Annotated in this window: 18 protein-coding genes; 1 reads left to right on the forward strand and 17 read right to left on the reverse strand. The window is 60.1% G+C overall.

Annotation, left to right across the window (positions count from 1 at the left end; translation table 11 throughout):
* Window positions 1-108: 108 nt before the first annotated feature.
* From ASH01S_RS12660 to cbpB, 3 genes are all read right to left on the reverse strand, one after another.
* Complete coding sequence (locus tag ASH01S_RS12660) at window positions 109-1,791, reverse strand: ABC transporter substrate-binding protein (RefSeq protein ID WP_067928795.1); 1,683 nt, start codon at window positions 1,789-1,791, stop codon at window positions 109-111.
* A gap of 225 nt (window positions 1,792-2,016) precedes the next feature.
* Window positions 2,017-3,042 (reverse strand): LacI family DNA-binding transcriptional regulator, encoded by a 1,026-nt coding sequence (locus ASH01S_RS12665; protein WP_067928797.1) that lies wholly within the window; start codon window positions 3,040-3,042, stop codon window positions 2,017-2,019.
* 258 nt (window positions 3,043-3,300) lie between these two features.
* Window positions 3,301-3,741: a cyclic-di-AMP-binding protein CbpB gene (gene cbpB, locus ASH01S_RS12670; protein ID WP_245629064.1), complete on the reverse strand. Its 441-nt coding sequence runs from the start codon at window positions 3,739-3,741 to the stop codon at window positions 3,301-3,303.
* A 197-nt stretch (window positions 3,742-3,938) separates the two neighbouring features.
* On the opposite strand from cbpB, the gene speE reads away from it, so the two are divergent.
* On the forward strand, window positions 3,939-4,796 hold the full coding sequence (gene speE, locus ASH01S_RS12675; RefSeq protein ID WP_067928799.1) for a polyamine aminopropyltransferase: 858 nt from the start codon (window positions 3,939-3,941) through the stop codon (window positions 4,794-4,796).
* A gap of 138 nt (window positions 4,797-4,934) precedes the next feature.
* Here speE and ASH01S_RS12680 read toward each other — a convergent pair whose 3' ends face one another.
* The 14 genes from ASH01S_RS12680 to ASH01S_RS12745 form a co-directional block, all read right to left on the reverse strand.
* The gene (locus ASH01S_RS12680; RefSeq protein ID WP_067928801.1) at window positions 4,935-6,284 is read right to left on the reverse strand and encodes a glycosyl hydrolase family 18 protein; all 1,350 of its coding nucleotides are present in this window, start codon (window positions 6,282-6,284) and stop codon (window positions 4,935-4,937) included.
* Between the two features lie 106 nt (window positions 6,285-6,390).
* Window positions 6,391-7,875 (reverse strand): hypothetical protein, encoded by a 1,485-nt coding sequence (locus ASH01S_RS12685; RefSeq protein WP_067928803.1) that lies wholly within the window; start codon window positions 7,873-7,875, stop codon window positions 6,391-6,393.
* Window positions 7,876-7,941: 66 nt separating this feature from the next.
* Complete coding sequence (locus ASH01S_RS12690) at window positions 7,942-8,820, reverse strand: hypothetical protein (RefSeq protein WP_067928804.1); 879 nt, start codon at window positions 8,818-8,820, stop codon at window positions 7,942-7,944.
* Window positions 8,821-8,854: 34 nt separating this feature from the next.
* Window positions 8,855-10,720, reverse strand: coding sequence for an ABC transporter ATP-binding protein (locus tag ASH01S_RS12695; protein WP_245629060.1), 1,866 nt, complete (start codon window positions 10,718-10,720; stop codon window positions 8,855-8,857).
* Window positions 10,717-12,459 carry an ABC transporter ATP-binding protein gene (locus ASH01S_RS12700; protein ID WP_067928806.1) on the reverse strand — a complete coding sequence of 581 codons (1,743 nt, stop codon included), beginning with the start codon at window positions 12,457-12,459 and terminating at the stop codon, window positions 10,717-10,719. Before ASH01S_RS12700 ends, ASH01S_RS12695 begins: the two co-directional genes overlap by 4 nt.
* A 279-nt stretch (window positions 12,460-12,738) precedes the next feature.
* Window positions 12,739-14,097 carry a glucose-6-phosphate isomerase gene (locus ASH01S_RS12705; protein WP_067928858.1) on the reverse strand — a complete coding sequence of 453 codons (1,359 nt, stop codon included), beginning with the start codon at window positions 14,095-14,097 and terminating at the stop codon, window positions 12,739-12,741.
* A gap of 154 nt (window positions 14,098-14,251) precedes the next feature.
* Window positions 14,252-15,832 (reverse strand): Na+/H+ antiporter NhaC family protein, encoded by a 1,581-nt coding sequence (locus ASH01S_RS12710; protein ID WP_067928808.1) that lies wholly within the window; start codon window positions 15,830-15,832, stop codon window positions 14,252-14,254.
* A gap of 97 nt (window positions 15,833-15,929) precedes the next feature.
* Complete coding sequence (locus ASH01S_RS12715) at window positions 15,930-16,415, reverse strand: hypothetical protein (RefSeq protein WP_067928809.1); 486 nt, start codon at window positions 16,413-16,415, stop codon at window positions 15,930-15,932.
* 75 nt (window positions 16,416-16,490) lie between these two features.
* Window positions 16,491-18,185, reverse strand: a complete 1,695-nt coding sequence (locus tag ASH01S_RS12720; protein ID WP_067928811.1) for an ABC transporter substrate-binding protein — start codon at window positions 18,183-18,185, stop codon at window positions 16,491-16,493.
* Between the two features lie 167 nt (window positions 18,186-18,352).
* Window positions 18,353-19,351, reverse strand: coding sequence for an ABC transporter ATP-binding protein (locus ASH01S_RS12725; protein WP_067928860.1), 999 nt, complete (start codon window positions 19,349-19,351; stop codon window positions 18,353-18,355).
* A gap of 38 nt (window positions 19,352-19,389) precedes the next feature.
* Window positions 19,390-20,481 (reverse strand): ABC transporter ATP-binding protein, encoded by a 1,092-nt coding sequence (locus ASH01S_RS12730; RefSeq protein WP_083517135.1) that lies wholly within the window; start codon window positions 20,479-20,481, stop codon window positions 19,390-19,392.
* A complete protein-coding gene (locus tag ASH01S_RS12735) occupies window positions 20,448-21,437 on the reverse strand; it encodes an ABC transporter permease (RefSeq protein ID WP_373278576.1) in 990 nt (329 codons plus the stop codon). Before ASH01S_RS12735 ends, ASH01S_RS12730 begins: the two co-directional genes overlap by 34 nt.
* A gap of 5 nt (window positions 21,438-21,442) precedes the next feature.
* Window positions 21,443-22,414 carry an ABC transporter permease gene (locus tag ASH01S_RS12740; protein ID WP_067928814.1) on the reverse strand — a complete coding sequence of 324 codons (972 nt, stop codon included), beginning with the start codon at window positions 22,412-22,414 and terminating at the stop codon, window positions 21,443-21,445.
* A 73-nt stretch (window positions 22,415-22,487) separates the two neighbouring features.
* Window positions 22,488-24,212 (reverse strand): peptide-binding protein, encoded by a 1,725-nt coding sequence (locus tag ASH01S_RS12745; RefSeq protein ID WP_067928816.1) that lies wholly within the window; start codon window positions 24,210-24,212, stop codon window positions 22,488-22,490.
* Between the last annotated feature and the right edge of the window lie 220 nt (window positions 24,213-24,432).

Genomic DNA, 24,432 nt, shown 5'->3' on the forward strand with positions numbered 1-24,432 from the left:
TCAACTCGTCTGTACATACGCCGGGCAGAAGGACTGGACATCCTTCTGCCCGGACAGGCAGTCGCGCCACGTCGACCGACGGCGGCTGTGTCGGTCGTGAACAGGCGATTAAGACCGCGGCTTGAGGTGCATGACCACAATCTCCGGCGCCGGCCACGCCCAGGCCGCAGGCGTCACGTACGGATGGTCCGCATCCGGCCAACCGGTGTACTTGCTGTCGTTGTACTCGTACCAGGTCGGGCCTTCAAACAGCGGGATCGTGGGCAGAGTTTCGGCAACAATCTTCTCAATCTTGTAGACCTCCTGCTTCTGGGTGTTCTCGTCGGTAGTCGTCGAGAACGCCTGCAGGGCTTTGTCAACCTCCGCGTTGCTGAACTGCTCATAATTCTGCGGGCCGCCGGTGCCGTAGGTCGTCTTGTAGATGTAGTACGGATTGGGACCGGTACCGGAAGAATAAATTGCCAGCTCGAACTTGTGGCTCTGCAGCATCGAAATGTAACCGCCGTACTGCTGCTGCTGGACCTGCACCTTGATGCCGACTTTCTGCAGGTCCTGGGCAATCAACTGAGCGGACATATCCCAGTCGGTCCAGCCGGCGACCACCTGCATCGTGAACGACAGCGGCTTGCCGTCCGGCGTCTCGAAGATGCCGTTCGAATTTTTCTTGAAGCCCGCATCCTGCAGCAACTTGACAGCCTGCTGCTGGTTGTACGTGAACTCGGTGTCCTGTTTCGGCAGGCTGGGATCCAGCCAATCCTTCATGATGGGCAGGAGCACCCCGGTTGGATTGGAGGCCTGCGGATACCCATACTCCGCCTTCTGGATGAGCGCGCCCCGGTCAATCGCCAGACTGATGGCTTTGCGCACGGTCAAATTGCTGAGAATCGGGTTCTTCAGGTTTGGAATCACCTGAACATTGTTGTTCGGTGGGAACCAGTAATGATTGTTCGGACTCTTGGAGGTGTACACGTTCTTGATGTTCGGGATGAACTGGCTTGACCAGTCGGCTTCGCCCTTGGCCAGCGCCAGGTTGGCCGAGTCGTTGCTGTTGTAGGACGGGATTTCAATTTCCGGCACGGGCGGCTTGCCCAGGTAGTAATTCGGGTTGGCCTTGAACTTGTAGTCCTGGGACGTAAAGGTGTCCAGTACGTACGGGCCGGTGCCGACCGGATTCTCGTTGTTGGTCTTTCTTGGGTCCGATATGTTTTTCCAGATGTGCTCCGGCACGATGTACGTCTCGAGCACGTACATGGCAAACGGCACGTCCGGCTTCTTGAAGTCGAACACGACCTTATAGTCGCCGTCCGCCTTCACATCGGCCAGCTCCTGCCAGACCCCGCTGGTATCGAGTGCTGGGTTCTTCTTCAGCAGATTGAACGTGTACACCACGTCCTGCGAGGTGAACTTCTGGCCGTCCGACCACTTGGCGTTGTCGCGCAGCGTTACCGTCAGCGTCTTGTTGCCGTTGCTCCAAGCCATGCTCTTGCCGAGGATGCCGTACTTCTCCGGTCCCACCAGGTTGTAGTAATACAGCGGTTCATAGATGAAGCCGTCCGTCCCCGGATTGGACGTCGTTTGAAACGGATTGAAGTTGCGCTGGAAGCTGCCATACGGCGCGGGCACCATGACGATGGGCTGACCCTGTGCGCTTCCCTGCGATTGCGTCGTGTTGGCCTTCCCGGAAGAATTGCCGCTGCTGTTGCCGCCGGAGCTGCTTCCGCACCCGGCGACCGTCGCCGAAAGCGCTATCGCCACCGCCGCGGTACTGCCCAGTTTCCAGGTCTTTTTCATCCACACTCGACCTCCTTCAAATGTCCACGACAACATGGATAGAGTACTCGCACACCATCGCTCCCACGGCAATCGGTGCGCGCGGGCCGTCACATGAATGCGTTTTCATGTTGTGGGTGCACGGCACCACATCAGCCTCTCCCCTTTCTCTCTATACCGGACAGAACCAGGACAGGGCGGCCAACTTTGCCAGTCTGCCCTTTTGCCCATACATTCCTGGTCCTTCTATCGCAGGTGAGCTGGGGGCCCCACTGTCTCCCGCACCACCAACTCGGTCGGAACGGTGATGATGGACGGCAGCTTGCTCGGATCCGCAATCAGCCCGAGTAATTCCGCAGCCGCCTTGCTCCCCATCTCCTCCCGTTGCTGGCGGATAGTGGTCAGGCCGGGAGTCACATAACGCGCCAATGTGATATCGTCAAAACCTACCACCGAAATGTCCCGCGCCACCTCCATCCCGCGTTCACGAAAGGCGCGGATGGCGCCAATCGCCATCAGGTCACTCACACAGAACACGGCGGTTGGGCGATGTGCGCAGTCGAGCAGACGACAGGCAGCCTGATATCCACTTTCCTCCATAAAATCGCCTTTCAAAACCCACTCTGGATGAAACGGAAGACTGCGTCTGCGCAACTCCTGCTGGTACCCAATCAATCGATCCTGTCCTGGCTTTGTCGCCAGCTGGTCTCCGAAGAAAGCGATTTCCCTGTGTCCACAGTCTGCCAGATAGCGGACGGCGGCCACCGCTCCGCCGACATTGTCCGACGTCAGGTAACTTGCCCGTGAACCGACCAGATCGAGGTCCACAAACACACACGGGATCTGGCTGTTGGCCAACTCCGGCAACCGCGGGTCACGCCGCGGAACGCCAAACACGAGCACCCCATCGACCTCGCGATGCCTCGCGCGCGCTTCAAAGCCGCTGAGCGCCTCCTCCAACTGCCGGTCCGCAAAGAACAGCACATCGTAGCCCTGGCGCCCGACCACATCCTGGAATGCGGAAATCAGGTCGCTGAAAAACGGGTGCCGCAACCCTACATTGACGTAGTCCTCAAAGAACACCCCGATACACATCGTGCGTTTGGTCGCCAAGCTCCTGGCGATGGCGTTGGGCCGATAACCGAGCTCCTCGGTTATCCGTTGCACCTTCAGGCGAGTCGCCACACTGACATCCCGGTACCCATTCAGAACTTTGGACACCGTGGCGGCCGAGACACCCGCTCGCTTGGCAATGTCGTATATGGTCGTCACACGGCACTCTTCCCTACCACGCAGAAAGCGGTTTCGATGTTTCCAACAACAGAGCACTTTGACTATATGGATGCTTATTCGACACGCTGCTCGAAAGTCCTCCTGTTGCAGCCACAATTTTTGCGAAACTCGCCAGCAAGGATGGACGTCGAGACCTCACGGTCCCCTAGACCCGGATCCGGCGTCCAGCTCCGTCCGCGGCAAGGCATCCTCAGCCACCGAGGTCCCCACGCCATCCCTGCAGTGATCAAGGAAGCCCTAATCTCTCCTCTCCCGCACGTATTTGTACAACTGGACGAGCAATGCTCGACGCGTCAGGAGTCCCAGCAGTTCTCCGTCCTCGTTGGTCACGCACAGGAACGGCCGGTTGATGGACAACTCCAATGCTCTTAAAAACGATTCCGTCGCCTGGATGCACGGCGCCTCCGTCTTCATCACCTGCTCCACTGTCGCTTCCGACAATCGCTCAAATTCGATGCGCTCGTTGCCCAGGATGGAATCGAGAATCATCGTCTTGCTGATGATACCCCGCACCCGCGACCGTGTATCCAGTACGGGAATTGCGGAATATCCGCTCTTGACCAAGACCAGGAGCGCATGCTCCAGGTTGTTGAATGGCTGTACGCAGGCCACGTTTTGCACCGGAATCAACAGCTCCCGAATGTTCGTTGCCAGGATGTCTCTGTGGTCCATGTCCATCACGAGGGACGCCCTCCTAGCATGGCATGTTTCTCAATCCGGCCGCCCGTATCGCCCAGGGCGCCAATCCCATTGTACCCTGTCGCACGCAGGCTGTGGTGTCATTTCTCCGACATACGGCAAGGCGGCCCGCCGGCATCGCTTCCGCAAGTCTGCTAAACTGATAGGGAAGTCATGTCGCAAGGAGGAGATGGGCGTTGCCGTTTTGGTTTCACGAGCCTGCAGCCCCGGGACACTTCTTGGGCTGGAAAGTGAACCGAATGCTGTACTCAGGGCAATCTCGTTACCAGCGGATCGAGTTTGTGGAAACGGAAGAGTTTGGTACGGCTCTCGTGCTCGACGGCGTCATGCAGACCACGTCTGGAGATGAATACATCTACCACGAGATGCTCGCCGGCGTCCCACTGGCGGCCCACGAAAACCCACAACAGGTGCTGATTCTCGGTGGCGGGGATTGCGGATTGGCCTCGACGGTCCTGCAGGACCCGCGCGTACAGGAACTGCGCATGGTGGAGATTGACGAGGAGGTCGTCAGTCTCTCCTGCACCTACCTTCCCCGGCACACGCGCAGCCTGCAGGACCCCAGACTGGCCATCACGTACCAGGACGGGGCCCAATTCTTGAAACACGCCCGTCCCGAGTCGTACGACCTAATCCTGGTCGATTCGACCGATCCAGACACCAACTCTGGCCAGTGGCTGTACACACCCGAGTTTCACGCCTCCGTTCTGCGTGCGCTCAAACCAGGCGGAGCCTACGTCCAACACTCGGGCACCCCGTTTTACGATCCGGACGTGCTCCGCAGCGTCAGCCGCGATGTGGCGGACCGTTTCCCATCCTGCCAGGTGTACTGGACGACGATACCTACCTACCCAGGCGGCCTGTTCACCTTTACCGCTGGCAGCAAGGGACTGGATTTGAGCGTCCCTCGTCACCGTCTGTCCTGGGACACGCGGTGGTACAATGCGGAACTGCACCGGGCCGCCTTCGCGCTGCCCCAATCCGTCAAGGAACTGCTGCCCGATTCCATTCTCAAAGCCGTCACACCCGGCTGAAGCTTCCGGGGCAACGCGCGGGCCTGCATCCGCGCGGCCCACTGGCGGCTTCCTAGCTTGTATTATATATTTTATATTTAGACCCCGCTTTCCGCGCGTCCTCGCGATGGCGCCAGCCGAAGCGCCTGGATGCCCCCGTCACGGGCGGCGCCTGCGGCGGCCCTGAGCAGATGCCCCCGGCTGAGGGGTAGGAACGGGCTGCCCACGCCGAACGTCGAACACGTCGTCGAGCAAATACCAGTTCTGTGCGAAGCTGTTGGGCAGCACCCAGTAGCTGAGGCCGCGCAGATTGTACAACTCGACCAAGTTGAACTTCGCGGCCACACTCAGGGCGTCCTCAAACCATACCACGTGCTGCCGGCGCTCACCGTCCGTGTAGTGGAAATACGGGGATGCGGCCCGCGTGTCCCACAGCACCTCCGACTCCCGTTCGATGGCCAACTCCATCGCCGCTTCACAGGACAGCCCGCTGGCGCGTTCGCCGGGGCGCCAGGGCAGTGTCCAGTCGTAACCGTACAGCGCTATACCCATCAAGACCTTGCGCGAGTCCATCTGCGAAGTCGCGTAATCCAACACGGCTTGCACTTGGTCAATCGGGGCCACCGCCATCGGCGGTCCACCGACCCACCCCCACTCATACGTCATTAGCATCAGAAAATCCACCGCTTCGCCCAGGGCGCGGTAGTCAAAGGCGCCCATCCAGGAGGCCGTCGGCATATCCTGCGTCTTCGGACCCAGGGCAATAGAAATGGACATTCGCTGCCTGCGCAACGCGGCCGCTGCCTCACGGACAAACTGGTTGTACAACTGCCTGTCGCCGGGGCGCAGGTGTTCAAAGTCGATGTTCAAACCGGAGAATCCCTTGCGCCTGGCCGTCTCGATGGCGTTGTTGAGGAGTCGTCCGCGCAGCGAGGCGTTGCTGAGGATGGTATGCGCCAGTTCGGTGTTGAACGTGTTGCCGTCAAAATTGGTCATCGTCATGAGCGGCTGAATCCCCAATTGGCGGGCGGCGCGCAACGCCTGCTCATCCCGTTGCGGTTGCAGGGAGCCGTCCGCCTGCGCCTGGTAGCTGAAGACAGACAGGTAAGTGAGGTTTTGGATTTCCCTGACTACGTTAGCGTCGCTGGCGCTCCCCTCTGGCAGCAGATAGGCGTTCACTTCCATCGTGCGTTTCTGGGGGACCGGCTTTGGCACATACAGCGTCGTCCCGGCTTGCAACGCCTCAACATCCCTTTGGCCGAGCCACGCCCGCAGCAACTGTTCGCTCACGCCAACGCGGCGCGCAATCTGCGCCAGCGTATCGCCCGCCCGCACCTGGTACGGCTGTGCCATGTAGCGGTCTCGAGCGGGCAGCAAAAGGTGCAGACCCGGGGTCAACCGGTCCCGTTGACCCAGTTCGTTCAAACGTATGATGCGCCGGGTAGACACACCGAACTGATTGGCAATGGAACTGATGCTGTCGCCCGGCTTGACCGTGTAGATGAACATCCTCCATTCCGCCCTTCCATACGCAAGCATACCCTCGCTTACCATATGCACGGGCGGGCATGGGCGTGTGCCGAGTGGGAGCGCCGAAGAACAACAGGGTCGGTCCTCAACCCTTGGCCGAAGAAGTGGAAGATTGGTGCACGAGCACGACCGCCGTCCCGTCCTGATAGGCGATGCGCCAGTCCGGCTGGCTTTCCAGATAGGTAACGATGGAATCCCCCGGCGGGAACAAGGCGGTTTCAAAACGATACTTGTCCAAAAGCTCTGGACACTGCCACCATACGTTCTGCAAGGCCAGGTAATCGTCGAACACCCCGCTGGCCAAGAAAACGTCCGTCCTGCCGTCCACAAACGTCGGGATTCCGCGGTAAATCAGATAGCCGCCCCAGTCGTAGGCGTTCAACAGACGGCGCGTGCGTCCATGCTGAATCAGGTAGTCAACGGCCGCCACGGGATAGGCGCTGGTGCTGAAGTGTTGGTCCACGGGACCCCGGACCTGGTGCCCATGCTCGGCACAGAACAGGGCGGACGCGGCCACCCCCGCGGCGGTGAGGACGCTCTCCGCAAGGCGCAGCCAGCGCCAAGCAAAAAAGTCGCGGAGGGACTCCTCCCAGTCGGCCAAGACCGCGGCGAGAAGCGGCACAGCGCAGATGGTCGTGTAGGGCAGGAAACGCTGATAGATAAGCGTCACCGCGAAGGCGCCGCCAAAAAACAGAGTCTCGCGCAGCGGCAGCGGGCGCCGGCGCGCCAGCAGAAGCAGAAATACAACGATGAGAAAGGGGAGCACGACCTGCTGGAACGACTCGGTGTGAAAATTGGGCGAGTGCCACTCCATGATGTTGTCCACCAAGTCCTTGTTGGTGGACAACAGTCCATAGGTGAACGTCTGCAGGTGGTTCGGATTGATCAACCCGAGGACAAAGCCAAGTCCACCCGCCCCGATCAGATGCAGACGCGCCGGCCAGGACAGAGAAAACCTCTGCAGCCGGCCCAGGGAAGGGACAAAACTCAACAAGACCTCCAGCCCAATCATGACCACACCGATGCTGGCCGACGCGTGGGCATTGGCCCACAGCCATAACAGGGGCGGCATGAGACACGCCGCCCCCCAGCGGCCTTCCCGGACGTGGCTGAGCAACCACAGAAAGACGGCAAACAAGAGGTAGGAAACCAACTGTGGGCGCAGCGTCCAAAAGTCGAGCGCCACCCAGGTCGCCGCGCAGGCCGCCAGGGCACTGGCCAGATAAGCGCCGTGGGAGACGCGAATCCCCAAGCGATACAGGACCAGCACGGTGAGCGCGTGCAAGCCGGCGTACAGCAGCCACGCCCCGACAAACTGAAAGTGTTCCACCAACGCCGCCAGGACGACCTCAAACAGCCACTCGTGCGTCACCCAAGGGTGGCCGTGCATCGTCCAGGAGAACGGATCGGTAGTGGGCACCTGATGTCGATCCAGAATGTAGCGGCCGGCTGCCAGATGCCAGGGAGTGTCCGGATCGGAAAACGGGCGCATCGCATAGACCGCAAACCACGCCATCCAGGCGCATAGGACGGCGTGCGGCAGACGCAACCAGCGACCAATCCAGGACATCCCATCCCCTCCTTGACCGACAGCAGTACCCGGATGGGGCGCCGCGCACGATACAGCCGTACCGAATCAGCCGCGCCCGTCGCGCAGATGAACATACAGGTTGGCCTGTGCAAGCATGGTGAACGGAGACGTGAACACCAGGACAATGCCGTTGACAACGAGGATGGCAACCGAATTATGCACCAGTCCGACCATGAGGGCGCCAATCACCGCCTGCACGACGGTGATGAAAAAGTAGGTGATGACGAATACCCAGAAGACTCGCCAGCCTTGCTTGCGGGTCAACACCCACGACCGGCGAATGGCGGCCCACAGCAGTAATGGCTCCGCAAAGACGATGGGGGAGACCTGGGAAAAACGGATAGCAATCCAAACCCCAATCACGGCCGCCGCAAGGGCAACCACGGCAGCAACGGGACCCATCAAAGCAAATGCGAACGACATAATCAGTCCGGCGACAAAGACGAGGACCGTCATCACAACCAGCCATAGCAACCACCATAAAACCGTGGTCACCGCCACCGCCGGCAGGCGGCGGGCCGATGTGGACAGGGCATCGTCCAAAGCCGGGGGCTCGCCAGTGGCCGACAGACTCAAGGCCAGGCGCAGCACCATCCCGAACAACAGCGGCATCACGACCAACGCGCGCAGCAACCCGAGCACCGCGACCACCGCCGGGTTGTCCGCTCCCGCCGAGTCCGCCTCGGTCGTGTTGAGCCACTGCTCCAGCGACTTGTCATTGTTCAAGATGGACTGAAAGATGTCGGTCCATTGACTCACGGCGTGGTAGTCAAAAATGCCAAGAAGAACCAAATAAGGAACAAGGATGCATGCCGACGCGGTCAGCCAGTAACGAACATGGCCCCGATACTGGGCCCAAGTCGCGGACAGAACCGCACCCACACGCACCTTGCGCACCTCAAACTCCTTCCAGGAACCAGCCACAAATCATCCTCCCAATCCTCTCGCATCCCTCCTATCATAGCATACGCGCGCCGGGCCCAAGGAGCCCCCGGTTGCCGCGCTGCATCCGGGGCCCCAGCCCGTACACCTGCATGCCGTCTTCGATGCCGGACTTCTTATGCAACTCCGCGTAGTAGCCGTCCAGACGCAGCAACTCCTCGTGCCGCCCGGACTCGACAATGCGTCCACGGTCGAGCACCAGAATGCGATCCGCCTCGCGGATCGTCGACAGGCGGTGGGCAATCACCAGCGTCGTGCGGTTTTCGGCCACCGCTCTCAGCCCCCGCTGCACCCACGCCTCCGTCCGGCTGTCCAGGTTGGCGGTCGCCTCGTCCAGCACCAGCACTCGCGGGTTTAGGGCCACGATGCGGGCAAAGGAGATGAGCTGGCGTTCGCCCATGGACAAGTTGGCCCCCTTGGCGAAAAGCTGGGTTTGGTAACCGTCCGGCAGCCGCTCAATCACTCGGTCCGCGCCGACCGTGCGGGCCGCGCGGATGGCCTGCTCCTCGTCGATGTCGTCGCGGAACAGGCGAATGTTGTCGAGCACCGTTCCGGTGAACAGGTGAACATCCTGCTGCACCATGCCGACCAAGCGGTGCAGGTCTGCTTGGGCCATGGCGCGGATATCCACCCCGTCGATCCGAATGGAACCGCGGGATGGATCATAAAAGCGCAGCAGCAGGTTCATAATCGAGCTCTTGCCCGCCCCGGTCGCCCCGACGATGCCGATAAACTGACCCGGTTCCACGGTGAAATGGATGTCTTTGAGTACCGGTTGGCCATCCCGATAGCCAAACCACACGTGGTCAAACTCCACCCTCCCCCGCACCCGGCTTGCCTTGACCCGCGCCGGCCGAACGGGATCGACAATCGCAGGCTGCACCCGCAACACGCCGCCGATGCGCTCCGCGGCCACCATCGACGATTGCAGGGTGTTCCACTGCTGCGTGATGGAGTTGATGGGCTGAAAGAACTGCCGGATGTAGCTGATGAAGGCGTATAGGGTGCCGAACAAGATGGCGTGGTGCAGCACCGCCGTACCGCCCACCCAGGCCATCAGGGCCACGGCCACATTGCCAAGCAACTCCAGCGAGCGGTTAAACATCACCGACAGTCGGTACTCGGCGACGTTGGCCCGGTAATGCAGGCCATTGAGATCGGCGAACGCGCGGGCCTGCCGGTCTTCCTGACGAAAGATCTGGATGATGCGCATGCCGGCCAGATTCTCGGCGAGAAAGGCGACAATGTTCGAGAGGCGAGTCCGGGTGGTCTGGTAACGCTGCCGCAGCTGGCGCCGAAACAATAGCGAAATGGCAAAAATCACAGGAATGACTATCATGCACTCAAGGGCGATGTGGGTATCGAGTTGAAACATCGCCACCACAATCATCACAACCGACAGGCCGTCGCGAATGAGACTGAGGAAGAACTGGGTGAAAAACTGGCTGACCGTCTCCGTGTCGCTGGAGACGTTGGTGACGAGGCGGCCGAGCGCGCGTTCATCGAAGAACGACATCGACTGCCGTTCAATGTGCTCAAACAGATCCTGGCGGATGCGCTGGACGATGCTCTGCCCGGTGTACTGCAGCAGCAGGATTTGCAGATAGTTGGCCACCACCCCGACCACCACGACGGCAATGTACACCAGGCTGATGATGAACACCCCGTGCAGACTCGGATGGGAGACGGAAATGTCGTCGTCAATCGCGATTTTCACCAGATACGGCTGGAGGACGGAGGTGGTGTTGAAGATCACCACCAGGCCCAAAACGGCAAGAAAGTTCCACATGTACGGGCGTGCGTAAGGCAGGAGCCGGGTCAGACTGTGCATGCCGGCGCCCGTGCCAGAACCCGCGGCGGGTGCGCGGTGGTCCCAATTCACCCGACAGCTCCCCCTTCCTGCATCGCGTAGATGGACGCGTACACACCGCCTGCGGCCACAAGTTCATCGTGGGTACCGCGTTCGACCACCTCACCGTCGTCCAAAACGAGAATCTGATCCGCATGGCGCACCGCAGACAGCCGGTGGGCAATGACAATCGTTGTCCGCCCACGCCGCACACGCCGCAGATTCTCCAGGATGCGCTTTTCCGTGTTCATGTCCACCGCCGACAGGCTGTCATCCAGGATGAGAATGGGCGCCTGCTTGAGCAGGGCGCGGGCAATCGCCGCCCGCTGCCGCTGACCGCCGGACAGCGTGATGCCGCGTTCGCCGACGAGGGTGTCGTAACCCTGCGGGAAGTCGACAATCTCCTCGTGGATGGAAGCCAGCCGCGCCGCCTCCTCAATCTCCCCCTGGGTCGCCGCCTCACGTGAAAAACCGATGTTCTCGCCGATGCTTGTCGAGAACAAGAACCCGTCCTGCGGCACATAGGCTATCGCTTGGCGAAGGTCGGCCAGCGCCAGGTCGCGGACGTCAATGCCATCGATAAAGACCGCACCCGGGGGCGGATCGAAAATGCGCGGCAGGAGGTTGACCAACGTGGTCTTGCCGCTGCCGGTGCGCCCGACGATGCCCAGGGTCTGTCCGGCCGGGATGTGAAATTGGACCTGCCGCAGCACGGCCCGGTTCCCTCCCGGATAGCGGTACTCGCGAAGGCGTACCTCGACCTCGCCCTTGATATGCCCGGGCTGAACCGGGTGGGGCGCATCGGCAATGTCCGGCTGCTCCGTCAGCAGCACGGTCAAGCGCCGCAGGGAGGCGGAGGCGCGCTGGAAATTGTTGAACACAAAGCCCAACTGCTGCAGCGGCTGGATCATCATCGTCAAGTACAGCGTGAAGGCCACGAACTCGCCCAGGTGGATGCGCCCAGAGACGGTCAGGTAGCCGCCGTAAAGCAGGGCGATGGCGAAGCTGATGGAACCCATCAAAGGAATGAGCGACTGAAACGTGGCGCTGCGCCGAAACATCGCCATCTGCCGCGCCACAATAGCGTTCAGACGGGTCCGGAAGCGGCGGGCCTCTACAGCCTCGTTGGAAGTTGCTTTCACGACGCGAATGGCCGACAGGCTCTCCTCGGTCAGGTCTGCGACGTCCGACAGAGCCTCCTGCACCTGGCGCGAAGCGTCGCGCAGGCGCGGGCCGAAGAAGACGACAAACAAGGGGACAAACAAGATAGGGATAATGGCCACCAGGGTCAACTTGACGCTGACCGTACGAAAGGTCATGTACAAGGTCGACAACAGCAGGAAGATGGCGTTGAACAGGATGTTCATACCGCCGGACAAAGCCTCCCGGACAGCGCGCACGTCATTGAGCGCGTGGTTCAGCAGATCGCCGGTGCTGCGCCTGTGGTAATAGCTGGCCGACAGCCGCTCCCAGTGCAGGAACAGGCGCTCCCGCAGTTGGTACTCAAAGGCGCGCCCCAAGTGCCCGTTCATCAGTTGGCCGATGCCGTACAAGACCATATACAGAGCGCCGATGGCGAGCAGGGTGAGGCTGTACATGGCAATGCTGTGTCCAGTCAGCCGCCTGGCCTGCAGCGCGTCCGTGAAGTTGCCCAAGACGTGCGGAAACTGTACGGTCACGATTTCCGACGCAATGATGGACAGGCTGGACAGCCCGTAGGCCCACTTTTTGGACCACAGAAAGCTGCGCAGCAGAGACTTTGGGTCGTCGATAGGTTACACCCCCCAACGCGGTCGAGATCATCCGCCTGCGGCTGAACAGGCCCCGCTTCCGTCGGCGAATATTACGCACTATAGATAGTTTACCTCATGAAGGAGAGCAAAGGTACGCCGCTCGGCTCCCCGAAAGGGCAGCAGGGCTGCCCGGGAACCCCCGCGCAGCCCTGTGTGTCGTCCTCATGGCGCGTGAATCGGATGGCCTTCAGGTGCCTCATCAGAATGCATCTCAGGCAATCGCGCACCCGGTCGTTCAGAGGTGTGCCATAGGCCGGCTTAAGCCTCGCCGTAGCGGGCAATCCGCTCACGGATGCTCTGCTGTTGGGTCTCAAAGCCCGGCTTGCCGAGCAGGGCGAACATGTTCTTCTTGTAGGCCTCGACCCCGGGCTGATCAAACGGGTTGACCCCGAGCAGGAGACCACTCATGGCGCAGGCCAGTTCAAAGAAGTAGAACAGTCCGCCGAGGGAGCGGGCGCTTCGGTCCGGCACCGACACCAGTAGGTTGGGCACACCGCCATCCGCGTGCGCCAGCGCCGTCGCCAGCCGTGCCTGGTCGTTGATCCAGGACAGCCCACGGCCGGCCAGGTATTCCAACCCGTCGTCCAGCGACGGGTCCGACGGCACCTGCACTTCACTGGCTGAATGCTCAATCCGGACAACCGTCTCGAACAGCGTGCGCAGGCCCTCCTGCACGTACTGGCCAAGAGAATGCAGGTCGGTCGTGAAGCCGAGAGAAGACGGATAAATGCCTTTTCCGTCCTTGCCCTCGCTTTCCCCGAACAACTGCTTCCACCATTCCGCGAACTGGCGCAGGGCCGGCTCATACGCTGCCAGCACCTCCGTGGTCTTGCCGCGCCGGTAGAGGACGTTGCGGACCGCGGCGTAGCGGTACGCGGCGTTGTCCGCCAAAGACGGGGTGCTGAATGCCTCTTCCATCGCCGCCGCACCTGCGAGCAGCTCACGAATATCGATGCCGACCGCGGCCAGCGGCAGCAGGCCGACCGGAGTCAGGACGGAATAGCGGCCGCCAACGTCGTCGGGAATGACGAATGTCCGATACCCTTCCTCCTCGGCTAACTGGCGCAGCGCTCCCTTGGCTCGGTCGGTAGTCGCCACGATGCGCTGGCGAGCCTCTTCTTTCCCCGCGTGCTGCAACAGCCAGGCGCGCAGCACCCGGAAAGCCACCGCCGGCTCGGTGGTCGTTCCCGATTTGGAGATGACGTTGAGCGTCACCCGCTTGCCCTCGAGCACGCGCAAAAGGTCGTTCAGCGCAGCGGCGCTCAGGTGATTGCCGGAGAAATACAATTCCGGCCCCTTGCGTACGGTGGCCGGAAGTTGATTGTAATACTCCGGTTGACACCACTCAAACGCGGCCCTGGCCCCCAGATACGATCCGCCAATGCCGATGACCACCATGGCATCCGACTGTTCCCGAATTTGCGCCGCGGTTTCCAGCAGGCTGTTCAGGCCAGAGTTGAGAGTTTGAGAGGGTAAGTGAAGCCAGCCCAAGAAATCGCCGCCCGGGACCTGTCCCTGGTGCAGGCGCTTGTGCCACTCATCGACCAGGGGCTGCAGCTGCAGCCATTCGTGTTCCGCGGCAGCACCGCCGACAAACCGCAGATCCAGTTGAACCATGTCTGTCTGCACTCCCTCTCCTAGCGTGATCGCCAGCTATCACTCTACCAATGCCGGCAAACGATGACAAGTTCATCCGGCCGTCACGCGCAGGCGCGCCACTCCTCCCTCGCGCCGCGGCCACCTCGCGGGCGAACCCGTTCGATCTCGTGCCTCACCGCAGAATGACACCCGCCGCCGCATAGACCAGGGTGCAGGCAGCGGCCACCCAGAGGGCGGCTCGCAGTTTCATGCGCGCGTAGTCCATCACAGGCAGGCGCATGACGGTCGCCATCGCCACCGTGTTGTCGCTCAGTGGGGAGGCAAAGCCGCCAAACGTCCCGCTGGCGAAGACCGCGCCGGCAATCAGCGGCAGCTCCGTGTGCGTGGTGGCCGCCAGGCTGAAGCCGAGCGGCAGCAGGATGCCCCAGGTGCCAAAGGACGATCCGATGACGTACGAGATCGCGCAGCCGAACACAAACAGGGCCGGCGCTATCAGGCTGCTCGGCACCAGCTGGCCTATCGTGCGCGCCACGTACGTGTTGAAGCCCAGGTCGGTGGACACCGCAGACACGGCCCACACCAGCACCAGCAGCACATTGACGCCCATCATCTCGTTGCCGCCCTGCAGCACGCCGAACAAAATCCGGTCTATCGGCTGCCTGCGCGCCGCGTACCAGACCGCGCTGACGAGCAGCGTCAGCAGGAGCGCCTCCAACATCGCCCTGGCCGCGTTTGCCTGAGCCAACGCCGCCCACAGCCCGGGAGCTCGCGCGTGACCGTCCCACCAAGTGAGAAACAGCGTCAGCACCAACAGGAGACCGAGCGGCAGGACGAGATTGAAGGTGTCCGGCGGCACCCGCTCGGCCACCAACTCAATCACATCCGGATAAGAGTCTTCAGCTTCCCCGTCCGCCGTGGACGCAGGGCGAGCCGGGGCCTCAGCCTGCTTGACGCCCGCCCGCAAGGGCGGAGCCAGTTCCCCGGCGGCTTCCAGGTACGCCACCTGAGGAGCTACACGCAAGCGCATGCGGCCATTCCCGCCGCGCTGTTGGGAATCCGGAGCCGCCCTGTCTTTGGGATCCGCCTCGTTCTCCGCTGCGGCGCGGGGCTCACGCGTAAAAAAGGTCCGGTAGAGCGCGAAGAAAATCATCGCGATGGCAAAAAAATTCAGGGGAATGCTCAGCAGGTAGAGCCGATACGGAGAACCTGCGACCGCCTGGTGCCGGCCGGCTGTAGCGATGAGCCCCACCATGTAGCCGACGAACGCGGTGCCAACCGGGATCAGGGCGCACACCGGAGTGGAGGTTGCATCAATCACGAAGGCCACCTTTTGGGTGGCCACCTTGAGCCGAGAGAACACCCGTTCCATCACGGGCGCCACGGTGATGATGCGAAAATCGGGAGCCATGAAGGTGACCAACGAAGACAGCCACGTCACCGCAAAGGCACCCCGCTCCGTTCGCACACGCTGGCTCATCCACTCAGCGAAGCCGGACACCCCGCCCGTGACGCGCACCAGACCCACGAAGGCGCCAAACCCATACAGAAACACCAGCAACCGCAGGTTGTCCGGCACCGCAATCTCCTTGACGATGTACGACAGCGAGGCCTGTATGCCGGCCAAGGGAGCCGGATGGAGCATGTATGCCCCTGTCAACAGCCCGAGCATCAACCCGGGCAAAACCTGCCGCGTCACCAGGGCGACCGGGATGACGACCAGAAACGGCACAGCGGACCAGATGCTCGCATGCACGATGCTTCCCTCCCACGCGGAACCTCACCGTGCATAAGGTGCCACGCGAAGGCAGAATCATGCGATGCGGTGGGAAGTCTCCACCATCGACTGATGCTCAGCCAGCAGGGGTGGACCAACGGACTCGCTGCTGATAACTGCCGGCCTGCGGCCCTGCATGAATCGTCACGTAGACGCGATGGGTGGCCGGGCGATACACGGCATCCGCCTCTGTAACGGTGCGGCCCGATTTGGGGCCGCGATAGACCACCGTGAGGTTGGTGCCCCCGTCCAGTTCCGCATAGACACGCATCCACTTCACCACGTCCTGGCGGAGGTTCCCTTCCTCGGGCGGCCGATTCAACTGCAGCACACAAAAATCGGTCTGAAACCCGGTCGCGTCGGTGGTAATCTCCGCTCGTCCGAGGTGGTGCGAGAGGACATAGGCAGCAAACTCTGAGGAATGTTCCGCCCGCAGGCGCAACGCCTGTCTGGTCATGACCGCAAAGGCTACGGCAAACAGGACGACAATCAAACCGCCCGACAGGAGCAACAGGCGGTTGCGGCGAACCCGCGCACGCGAGGATGCGGATGTTGAGATCAAGGGTAGCAGCCTCCCGCAATCTACAGCCTCTTTCGAATTTACCGTAACCAAGGCCGCGGGCGAAGTCAATGCCGCTTAGGGGCTGGAAAGCCACCAATTCTCGATGTGGTACAAAGACCCTTGCGCCAAATTCGGTTCCGGCGCATCGGCCGCCCGCCAATGCACCCGTGAGGAATAACCCATTGGGGTCCCGTACTGATACAGGAACACATACGGCGGGTTGTCAGAGAAGTCCTTGGCAATTTCCCCGTACACCCGCTTGCGATCCTGCTCGTTCACCGTCTCGTTGCCGGCTGTCCAGAGTTTGTCCGTGTGTGGGTTCTTGTACCATCCCATGTTGTCTCCGTAGGGAGGAAAGTATTTGGAACTGAAAACAGACTCCTGGTCCGGGTCCGGGGTGTCCAGAGACCAGGCCAACAAGACAGCCTGGAACTTGCCCGGCTTGAGGTTCCGGGTCACCCAATCCGAAAAATCGATAGCTCTCAGCTTGACCTGAATCCCGACCGCCTGCAGTTCCCGTTTCACCATGGCAGCTGTCTGCGCGCGCCGCGTATCCCCGGCGTTGTACTGCAGTTCGAAACGGAATGGATGCCCATCCTTTTCCAGCACACCGTCCGGTCCTAACTTCCACCCGGCTGCTCGGAGCAAGCGCTTCGCCTTGGCCGGGTTGTAGGCAAACTGTGTGGCCTGGTCGTCCACGTCGTACCACATGTTCGAGAGAAACGGCGAATTGATGACCGCACCATCACCCCGGAGAATGGACTTCACCATCGCTTTGCGATCCAGGACGTAATAGATGGCTTGACGCGTTGTCGGGTCGGCGAACGGATCAAAATCACCTGGGAAATTGCTCGCATCGAAGTTGAAGGCGATGGACTCATACTGCGGCCCCGGCTTGGCGAGAACCCGGACGTTGCCGCTTTGACGCACTGTGCCAAGCTGGTCCCACGGGATGGCCGCATCCATGTCGACATCGCCCCGCATCAACGCCTCGGTCAACGCGTTCTCGGTCGCATAGATCTTGTAGACAATCTTCTTGATGTGCGGTTGCGGACCCCAATAGTTGGGACTCCGGTCAAATTCGAGGTACTGCTTCGTCTTCCAGGCCTTCCAGCGCCACGGCCCATCGGACACCGTCTGGCTCGGATCTCTACCGAACGCCGCCTTTTGCAGCTGACTCGCGGGCACACCTTTTAGCACGTGTTCGGGAATGGGCATTACCTCGGCCAAATAGTCGCCAAACGGAGCGTACACGCGGTCCAAGGTAATGCGCACCGTATGCGCATCCACTTTCTGGAGACTCTTCACCTTGTCAAACTCTGTACGAGCCGGGGAGCCAACCTTCGGGTTCCTGAGCGTCTCAATGGTAAAGATGAGGTCATCCGCTGTCACCGGCTTGCCGTCGCTCCATCTCGCGTTGGACTTCAGCTTGACGGTGTACGTCCTGCCATCTTGACTGATCTCCAACGGCGCGGCCGCCAGGTCCCAGGGTTCCACGGTGAGGCGGCCCTGACGATTGAAGTCATAGAGCGGGGCGTAAACGAGCGTCGCCGCCCCTTGAGAGACGGCATCCGTGATGTAGACCGGATTCAGGGTGGTGATATCCGTAAGCGATCCGTAGGTCAACGTGCCGGCACCCACCGGTCTGCCGCTGGTCGAGGACTGCGTGGCCAGACTCGTCTGCATCCCCCTGCTGCAACCGCCCACAGCCAGGGTGAGAAAAACCGCCGTTGCCGCGCTGACCGTCACAGCCCAGGTGCGTTTGTGCATCTCCCAACCTCCTCGACCACCATACTGTGAATTCTATCTCTCGGCAGCACGGTCGTAAAGTTGGCCATGGCCCGCGGCACACGAAACAGAAATAGGGTTACACGCGAAGGATAATCTATCTCCGTCACGTGCAGCCCATTTTGACGGACGCAGGTCCTCCACCTTCGCTATTGCAACGGAGTATGGCACGCCACCACGCGCCCCGATCCCATCTCTCGCAACCCAGGTTCCTCCTCGCGGCAACGCGCCTGAGCAAACGGGCACCGAGTATGGAAACGGCAGCCACTAGGCGGGTTCGCCGGCGACGGCACGTCGCCCGCCAGAACGATGCGTTCTCGCTTGCGATTCAACTCCGGCCGGGGAATAGCCGACAACAACGCCGCCGTGTACGGGTGCAGCGGCTGACGGAACAACTCGTCGGTTTCCGCGACTTCCACCATCTTACCCAGGTACATCACGCCCACCCGGTTCGAGATGTGCCGTACCACGTTCAGACCATGAGCGATGAACAAGTAGGTCAACCCCAGATCCCGCTGCAGCTTCATGAGCAGGTTCAGTACCTGGGACTGTACCGATACGTCCAAGGCCGATACCGCCTCGTCCGCGACAACAAATTTCGGACTGAGCGCAATCGCCCGGGCAATGCCCACACGCTGCCGCTGGCCACCGGAAAACTCGTGCGGATACCGGTTGCGACGGCTCGCATCCAAACCCACCAACCGCATCAGTTCTACAACGCGCTCGTCCCGCTCCTTCGCGCTCATGCGCTCATGCACCCGCAGCGGTTCGGCGATGATATCACGGACCAGGAAGCGCGGGTTCAGGGATCCAAACGGATCCTGAAATATAATCTGCATCTCCCGTCGCAGCCGACGCACTTCACTACCGGACATCTTGAGAACGTCGCGACCTTCATAGAATACCTCGCCGCCGCTGGCTCCCTGCAGACGCAGAATGACCCGAGCCAATGTAGACTTCCCGCATCCGGACTCCCCGACAAGTCCAAACGTCTCGCCGGGTCGGATGCCAAACGACACGTCGTCCACGGCGCGAACGTGTCCCACTACGCGGTTGAGCAACCCCTTCTGAATCGGAAAGTACTTCTTCACATGCCGCGCTTCAACCAGATAGGGGACGTCTGCACCGGTGGGATAATGGGTCTCCACTGCGGTGACCGGTATGCGCCCTCTCGCAATGTGTGTGCTCACTTTGCCGCCCCCCTTACGGCCGTTTGTCCATCGCCTGGGGACAATTCCGCCGGCACGGCCTCGGTGGATTCGACATCCATTCCGGTGACCGCGCCGGTAACTCGGCCGGCCGCGACATCCTCCGCGTACCAGCACGCAACCTTACGCCCTTCATCCAACTTACGCAGTGGTGGTGACTCCTGCCGGCATCGATCCGTAGCGAATGGGCACCGTGGGTGAAACCGGCATCCGGAGGGCAGTCTAGCCAGGTTCGGGATGTTGCCGCGGATGGTGTACAGCTCTGTCCCACGTTCTCCTTCAAACCCAGGGATGGATTTCAAGAGTCCAATCGTATATGGATGGTGGGGGCGCTCAAAAATTTGCTCCACGGTTCCTTCTTCGACAATGATCCCGGCATACATGACCGCAATTCTATCCGCCATTTCGGCCGCCACGCCCATATCGTGCGTGATGAGCATGATCGCTGTTCCGAACTTCTGCTGTAGGTCCCGCAGCAAATCGAGAATCTGCGCCTGTACAGTCACATCCAGCGCCGTAGTCGGCTCGTCCGCAATCACGAGTTCCGGATGACAGACCAAGGCCATGGCTATGACCACTCGTTGGCACATACCGCCAGACAACTCGTGCGGGTATTGACGCGCCCGCAGTACGGGCTCAGGAATGCCTACCAGACGCAGCATCTCCACCGCACGCGCCCACGCCGCATCCCTCGTCACTCTTTCGTGCATGCGCACAACTTCGGCGATTTGATCTCCGACCGTGAATACCGGATTGAGCGCGTTCATCGGTTCCTGAAAAATCATGGAAATCCTCTTCCCGCGTATCCGCCGCATCTCCTTTTGGCTTTTGGTCAGCAGATTCTCGCCTTGAAACCAGACCTCACCGCCCAAGATTTGTCCTCCGTCATATTCTGAGAGACGCATCACCGTGAGCGATGTGACGCTCTTCCCGCTTCCCGACTCTCCGACCACACACACCGTCTGTCCTGTCTCTACCGTCAGTGAAACGCCGTCCACTGCCTTGACGATGCCGCCTTCCGTGATGAATCCTGTACTCAGGTCCTTGATTTCGAGAAGCGTTCGCGCCATTGTTCCAGCCTCCTCTGCGAGATTTTCACGCGATAACGCGGGTCAAGCGCATCGCGTATGCCGTCGCCAATGAAACTGACAGACAGCACCACCAGAAGGATGCAAAGGCCGGGATACAAGGCCTCCATAGGGTTGGTCAGCATGTAGTTCTGGGCATTGCTGAGCATCAGTCCCCAACTCGCCTGAGGCGGCTGGATGCCCAGGCCCAGATACGACAACCCGGACTCGCTGAGAATGGCCCCACCCACCATCAGCGTCGCGTTGACAATAATGGGAGCCGTGGCGTTGCGAATCAAGTGGCGCACGATTATAGCCCCGTGGCTGACGCCAATCGCGCGCGCGGCTTCGACATACTGCATCTCCCGCAACTGTAGAAACGTCCCACGCACCAACCTAGCCACACCCATCCAATTGGTCACACTTAAGACGAAGATCAAAATCTTAAACCCGCTGCCAAACAGCGCCATGATAAGGATGTTGAGGAACAACAGCGGAATCGAATTCATCACATCTACAAGTCGCATCAAGATGACGTCCACCCAGCCGCCGAAGTACCCGGAAACCGCACCGATGGCGGTGCCGATGAGCACCGTACAAAACGCCACCGCAAATCCGACGACGAGCGAAATGCGCCCTCCGTACAACAGGCGCGTAAAAATGTCACGGCCTATCTCATCCGTGCCGAGCAGGTGACCATCCGCTCCGGGCGGCAGGTTGGTATGCAACATGTCCACCTTCGCTGGGTCGTACGGCGTCAGCCAAGGCGCCAGAATTGCGGTCAAAATGAAGATCAGCAACACAATCGACCCACCGACTGCGAAGGGATTTTGCAGGAACTTGCGCAATGCGATGCGCCAAAGGTTCTGCGGACCGGAGGTTGCCTCGGTCGTGTCCACTGGCTCTGCCGCCATGGTCTCCGTCGCCATCGTCATGTCTGGATTCTCCAACGGAGGCAACTGACTCATACCGACGCGCCTCCCTTCTTGCCGAGTTGGACGCGCGGATCCACCACCGCGTATAGGATGTCCGCGAGTAGATTACCCAGCACCACCATCACAGCCGTGATGACCGTGATGGCCATCAGCACAGAGTACTCCCGCGCAAGGGCCATCTCGACAAACTCCCGGCCCATCCCCGGCCAGTTGAACACGTTCTCGGTCAACAGCGCTCCGCCGACCAATACCGGCAAATCCAGCCCCAACACCGTGATGACCGGAATCAAGGCATTGCGCAGCGCATGCCGGTAGATCACCCATCGCTCTGGGACCCCTTTGGCTCTCGCCGTGCGGACAAAGTCTTCGTGTAGTACCTCCAGCATGCTGGCGCGCGAGTATTTCAGATAACCAGCTAGAAACCCCAGTGCCAGCACCGTCACCGGCAGGACCATATGCCACAACAGGTTGCCGATGTCCCCTTGCTTCCCCACCGTCCACATGTCCGACAGTGGAAACCAGTTCAGTTTGAGCGAGAAATACTCCTGCAGCAGGATGCCAAACCAGAACGACGGGATGGCGAACCCCAAGTACGCAATCACGGTTGCAACGTTGTCGGATATCCCGTAGGTCTTGGTACTGTTGTAAATGCCCCAAGGAATCGCGATGATCAGTGATAAGACCCAAGCCGCCCCCATCAGAATGAGGGTGTTTCCTACCGTCGGCCAGATGATGGTGTTGATGGGGATATGATTTTTGAACGTGTAGCCAAAGTTGCCTGTCAGCATGTCCTTTAGCCAGTGCAGGTACTGTAAGGGAAGGGGTTGGTCGAGCCCCATGTTGTGTTCCTGAATCTTCATGGCCTCCGGTGACATGCCAGGTCCCAACAGGACATGCGTCGGGCCGCCTGGCGCGGCGTGCACGAGCGCAAACATGAACACTGTCACCAGAAAGAGTACGACAATCGACTGCAGGATCCGGCGAAGCAGGTATTCCGTCATCAATATATCCTCCTACAGACAGGGAAGGGATGATCCCATCCCTTCCCTGTCAGCGGTCGTATCCGGTCCATTATTATTGATTTGACAACCACCAAGTCTGTACGTGATATAGGTACCCATACGAGAGACCGATCTGCGGCGCGTCTTGAGACTTCCAGTGCACACGCGTGGTGTACCCGGCTGGCGCCCCGTACTGATACAGGAACACGTACGGAGGATCTTGCGAGAAGTCCTTGGCAATCTGCCCGTAAATCTGCTTGCTCTTCGTCCGGTCTATAGTGGAATATCCGTCGACCCACAACTTGTCGGTTTCCGGATTTTTGTACCAACCCATATTCTGGCCGTTGGGCGGAAAATACTTCGAACTGTAGATGGATTCCTGGTCAGGATCCGGTGTATTGATTGCCCATGACAGCAAGACCGCCTGGAATTTTCCGGGATTCAGGTTCTGATCCACCCAGGCTGAGAAGTCGATCCCCTTCGGCTGGCAGTCAATCCCGACCGCTTTCAGTTCCTGCTGAATGATGGACGCGACCTGCTCACGACGAGTGTTGCCGGCATTGTACTGCAGCTCAAACGAGAACTTGTGCCCGTCCTTCTCCAGGATGCCGTCCGATCCTTTCTTCCAGCCCGCCTCTTTGAGCAGCTGCTTCGCCTTCGCCGGGTCATAGGTGAAGTTGGTGGCTTGGTCATTCACGTCGTACCAAGTGTTAGGCAGGAACGGTGAATTCATGAGCGTCCCCGTGCCCTTGAGAATATCCTTCACCATCGCCTTACGGTCAAGGGCATAGTAGATAGCCTGGCGCGTCTTAGGGTCAGTGAACGGGTCAAAGTCGCCCGGAAAATTGCTGGCCTTGAAGTTGAATGCCAGAAATTCGTACTGCGGCCCCGGCTTGTTGATGACCCGGTTGTTCTTGCTGTTTTGCACCGCGCTCAACTGTTCCACGGGAATGGCCGAATCGACGTCGATATCCCCTTTGATCAACGCCTGGGTCTCTGTGTTCTGATCAGCATAGATTTTATAGATGATCTTGTCGATGTGTGGCTTCGGCCCCCAATAGTTGGGGTTGCGGTCAAATTCGAGGTACTGTTTTTGCTTCCACGTCTTCCACACCCACGGCCCGTCCGTCACCGTCTTACTCGGGTCCGTGCCGTAGGCATACTTTTGCAGCTTACTGGGTTCGACATCCTTCAGGACATGTTCCGGGACTGGCTGCAGTATCGCAAGTGCGTCGGCGAACGGGGCATAGACCTGTTTCAGAGTAATCTGGATTGTGTGATCGTCTATCTTCTTCATGGTCTTGATCTTGTCGTATTGACTGATACCCGGAGACCCAGCCTTTGGATTTATAATAGTCTTGAGGGTAAAGATAATGTCGTCGGCAGTCAGTGGCTTGCCGTCACTCCACTTTGCATTCGGTTTGAGCTTGATAGTGTACGTCTTCCCATCGTCGCTTATTTGAGGCGGAGCAGCAGCAAGATCCCACGGTTTCACAACAATGTTGCCCTGCGGATCGAAATCATACAGGTACGCGAAAGTGAATTGCGCAGCATCCCCGGACGCGGTGTCGGCGATGTAGATTGGATCGAGCGTCACGATGTCCGAAAAGGTTCCATACGTCAGCGTACCGCCATTCACCGGTTTGCCCGACGATGCGGTCTGCGTGCCCGACTTGTTACCGGTAGAATTATTGCTCCCGTTTGCCCCGCTTCCGCTGCTGCCGCAGCCTGCCGCCACGAGAGCCAACGAGACAGCGGTCGCAACCGTCGCCATTGAGGCTTTTGAGACTTTCTTCATGCCTTTAACCCCCTTAGGAAAGAGTATGATTCAACCGCCCGGACGCCCTGACCAGCCAATGGCGACTTTATACGGGTCAGTCACCGATGCGTTGAATGCCGGCCGCTACCCGCCAGCCACACGCGACAGAAAACCCATCTACTCTAATCTCGAAATAATATTCAGAGCAATTGTACCGTCGCCCACCCAACCTGTAAAGTAGACGGACGATGATTTCTTT

Origin of the sequence: Alicyclobacillus shizuokensis NBRC 103103, from assembly GCF_001552255.1 — a bacterium.
GTDB classification, from domain to species: Bacteria; Bacillota; Bacilli; order Alicyclobacillales; family Alicyclobacillaceae; genus Alicyclobacillus_G; species Alicyclobacillus_G shizuokensis.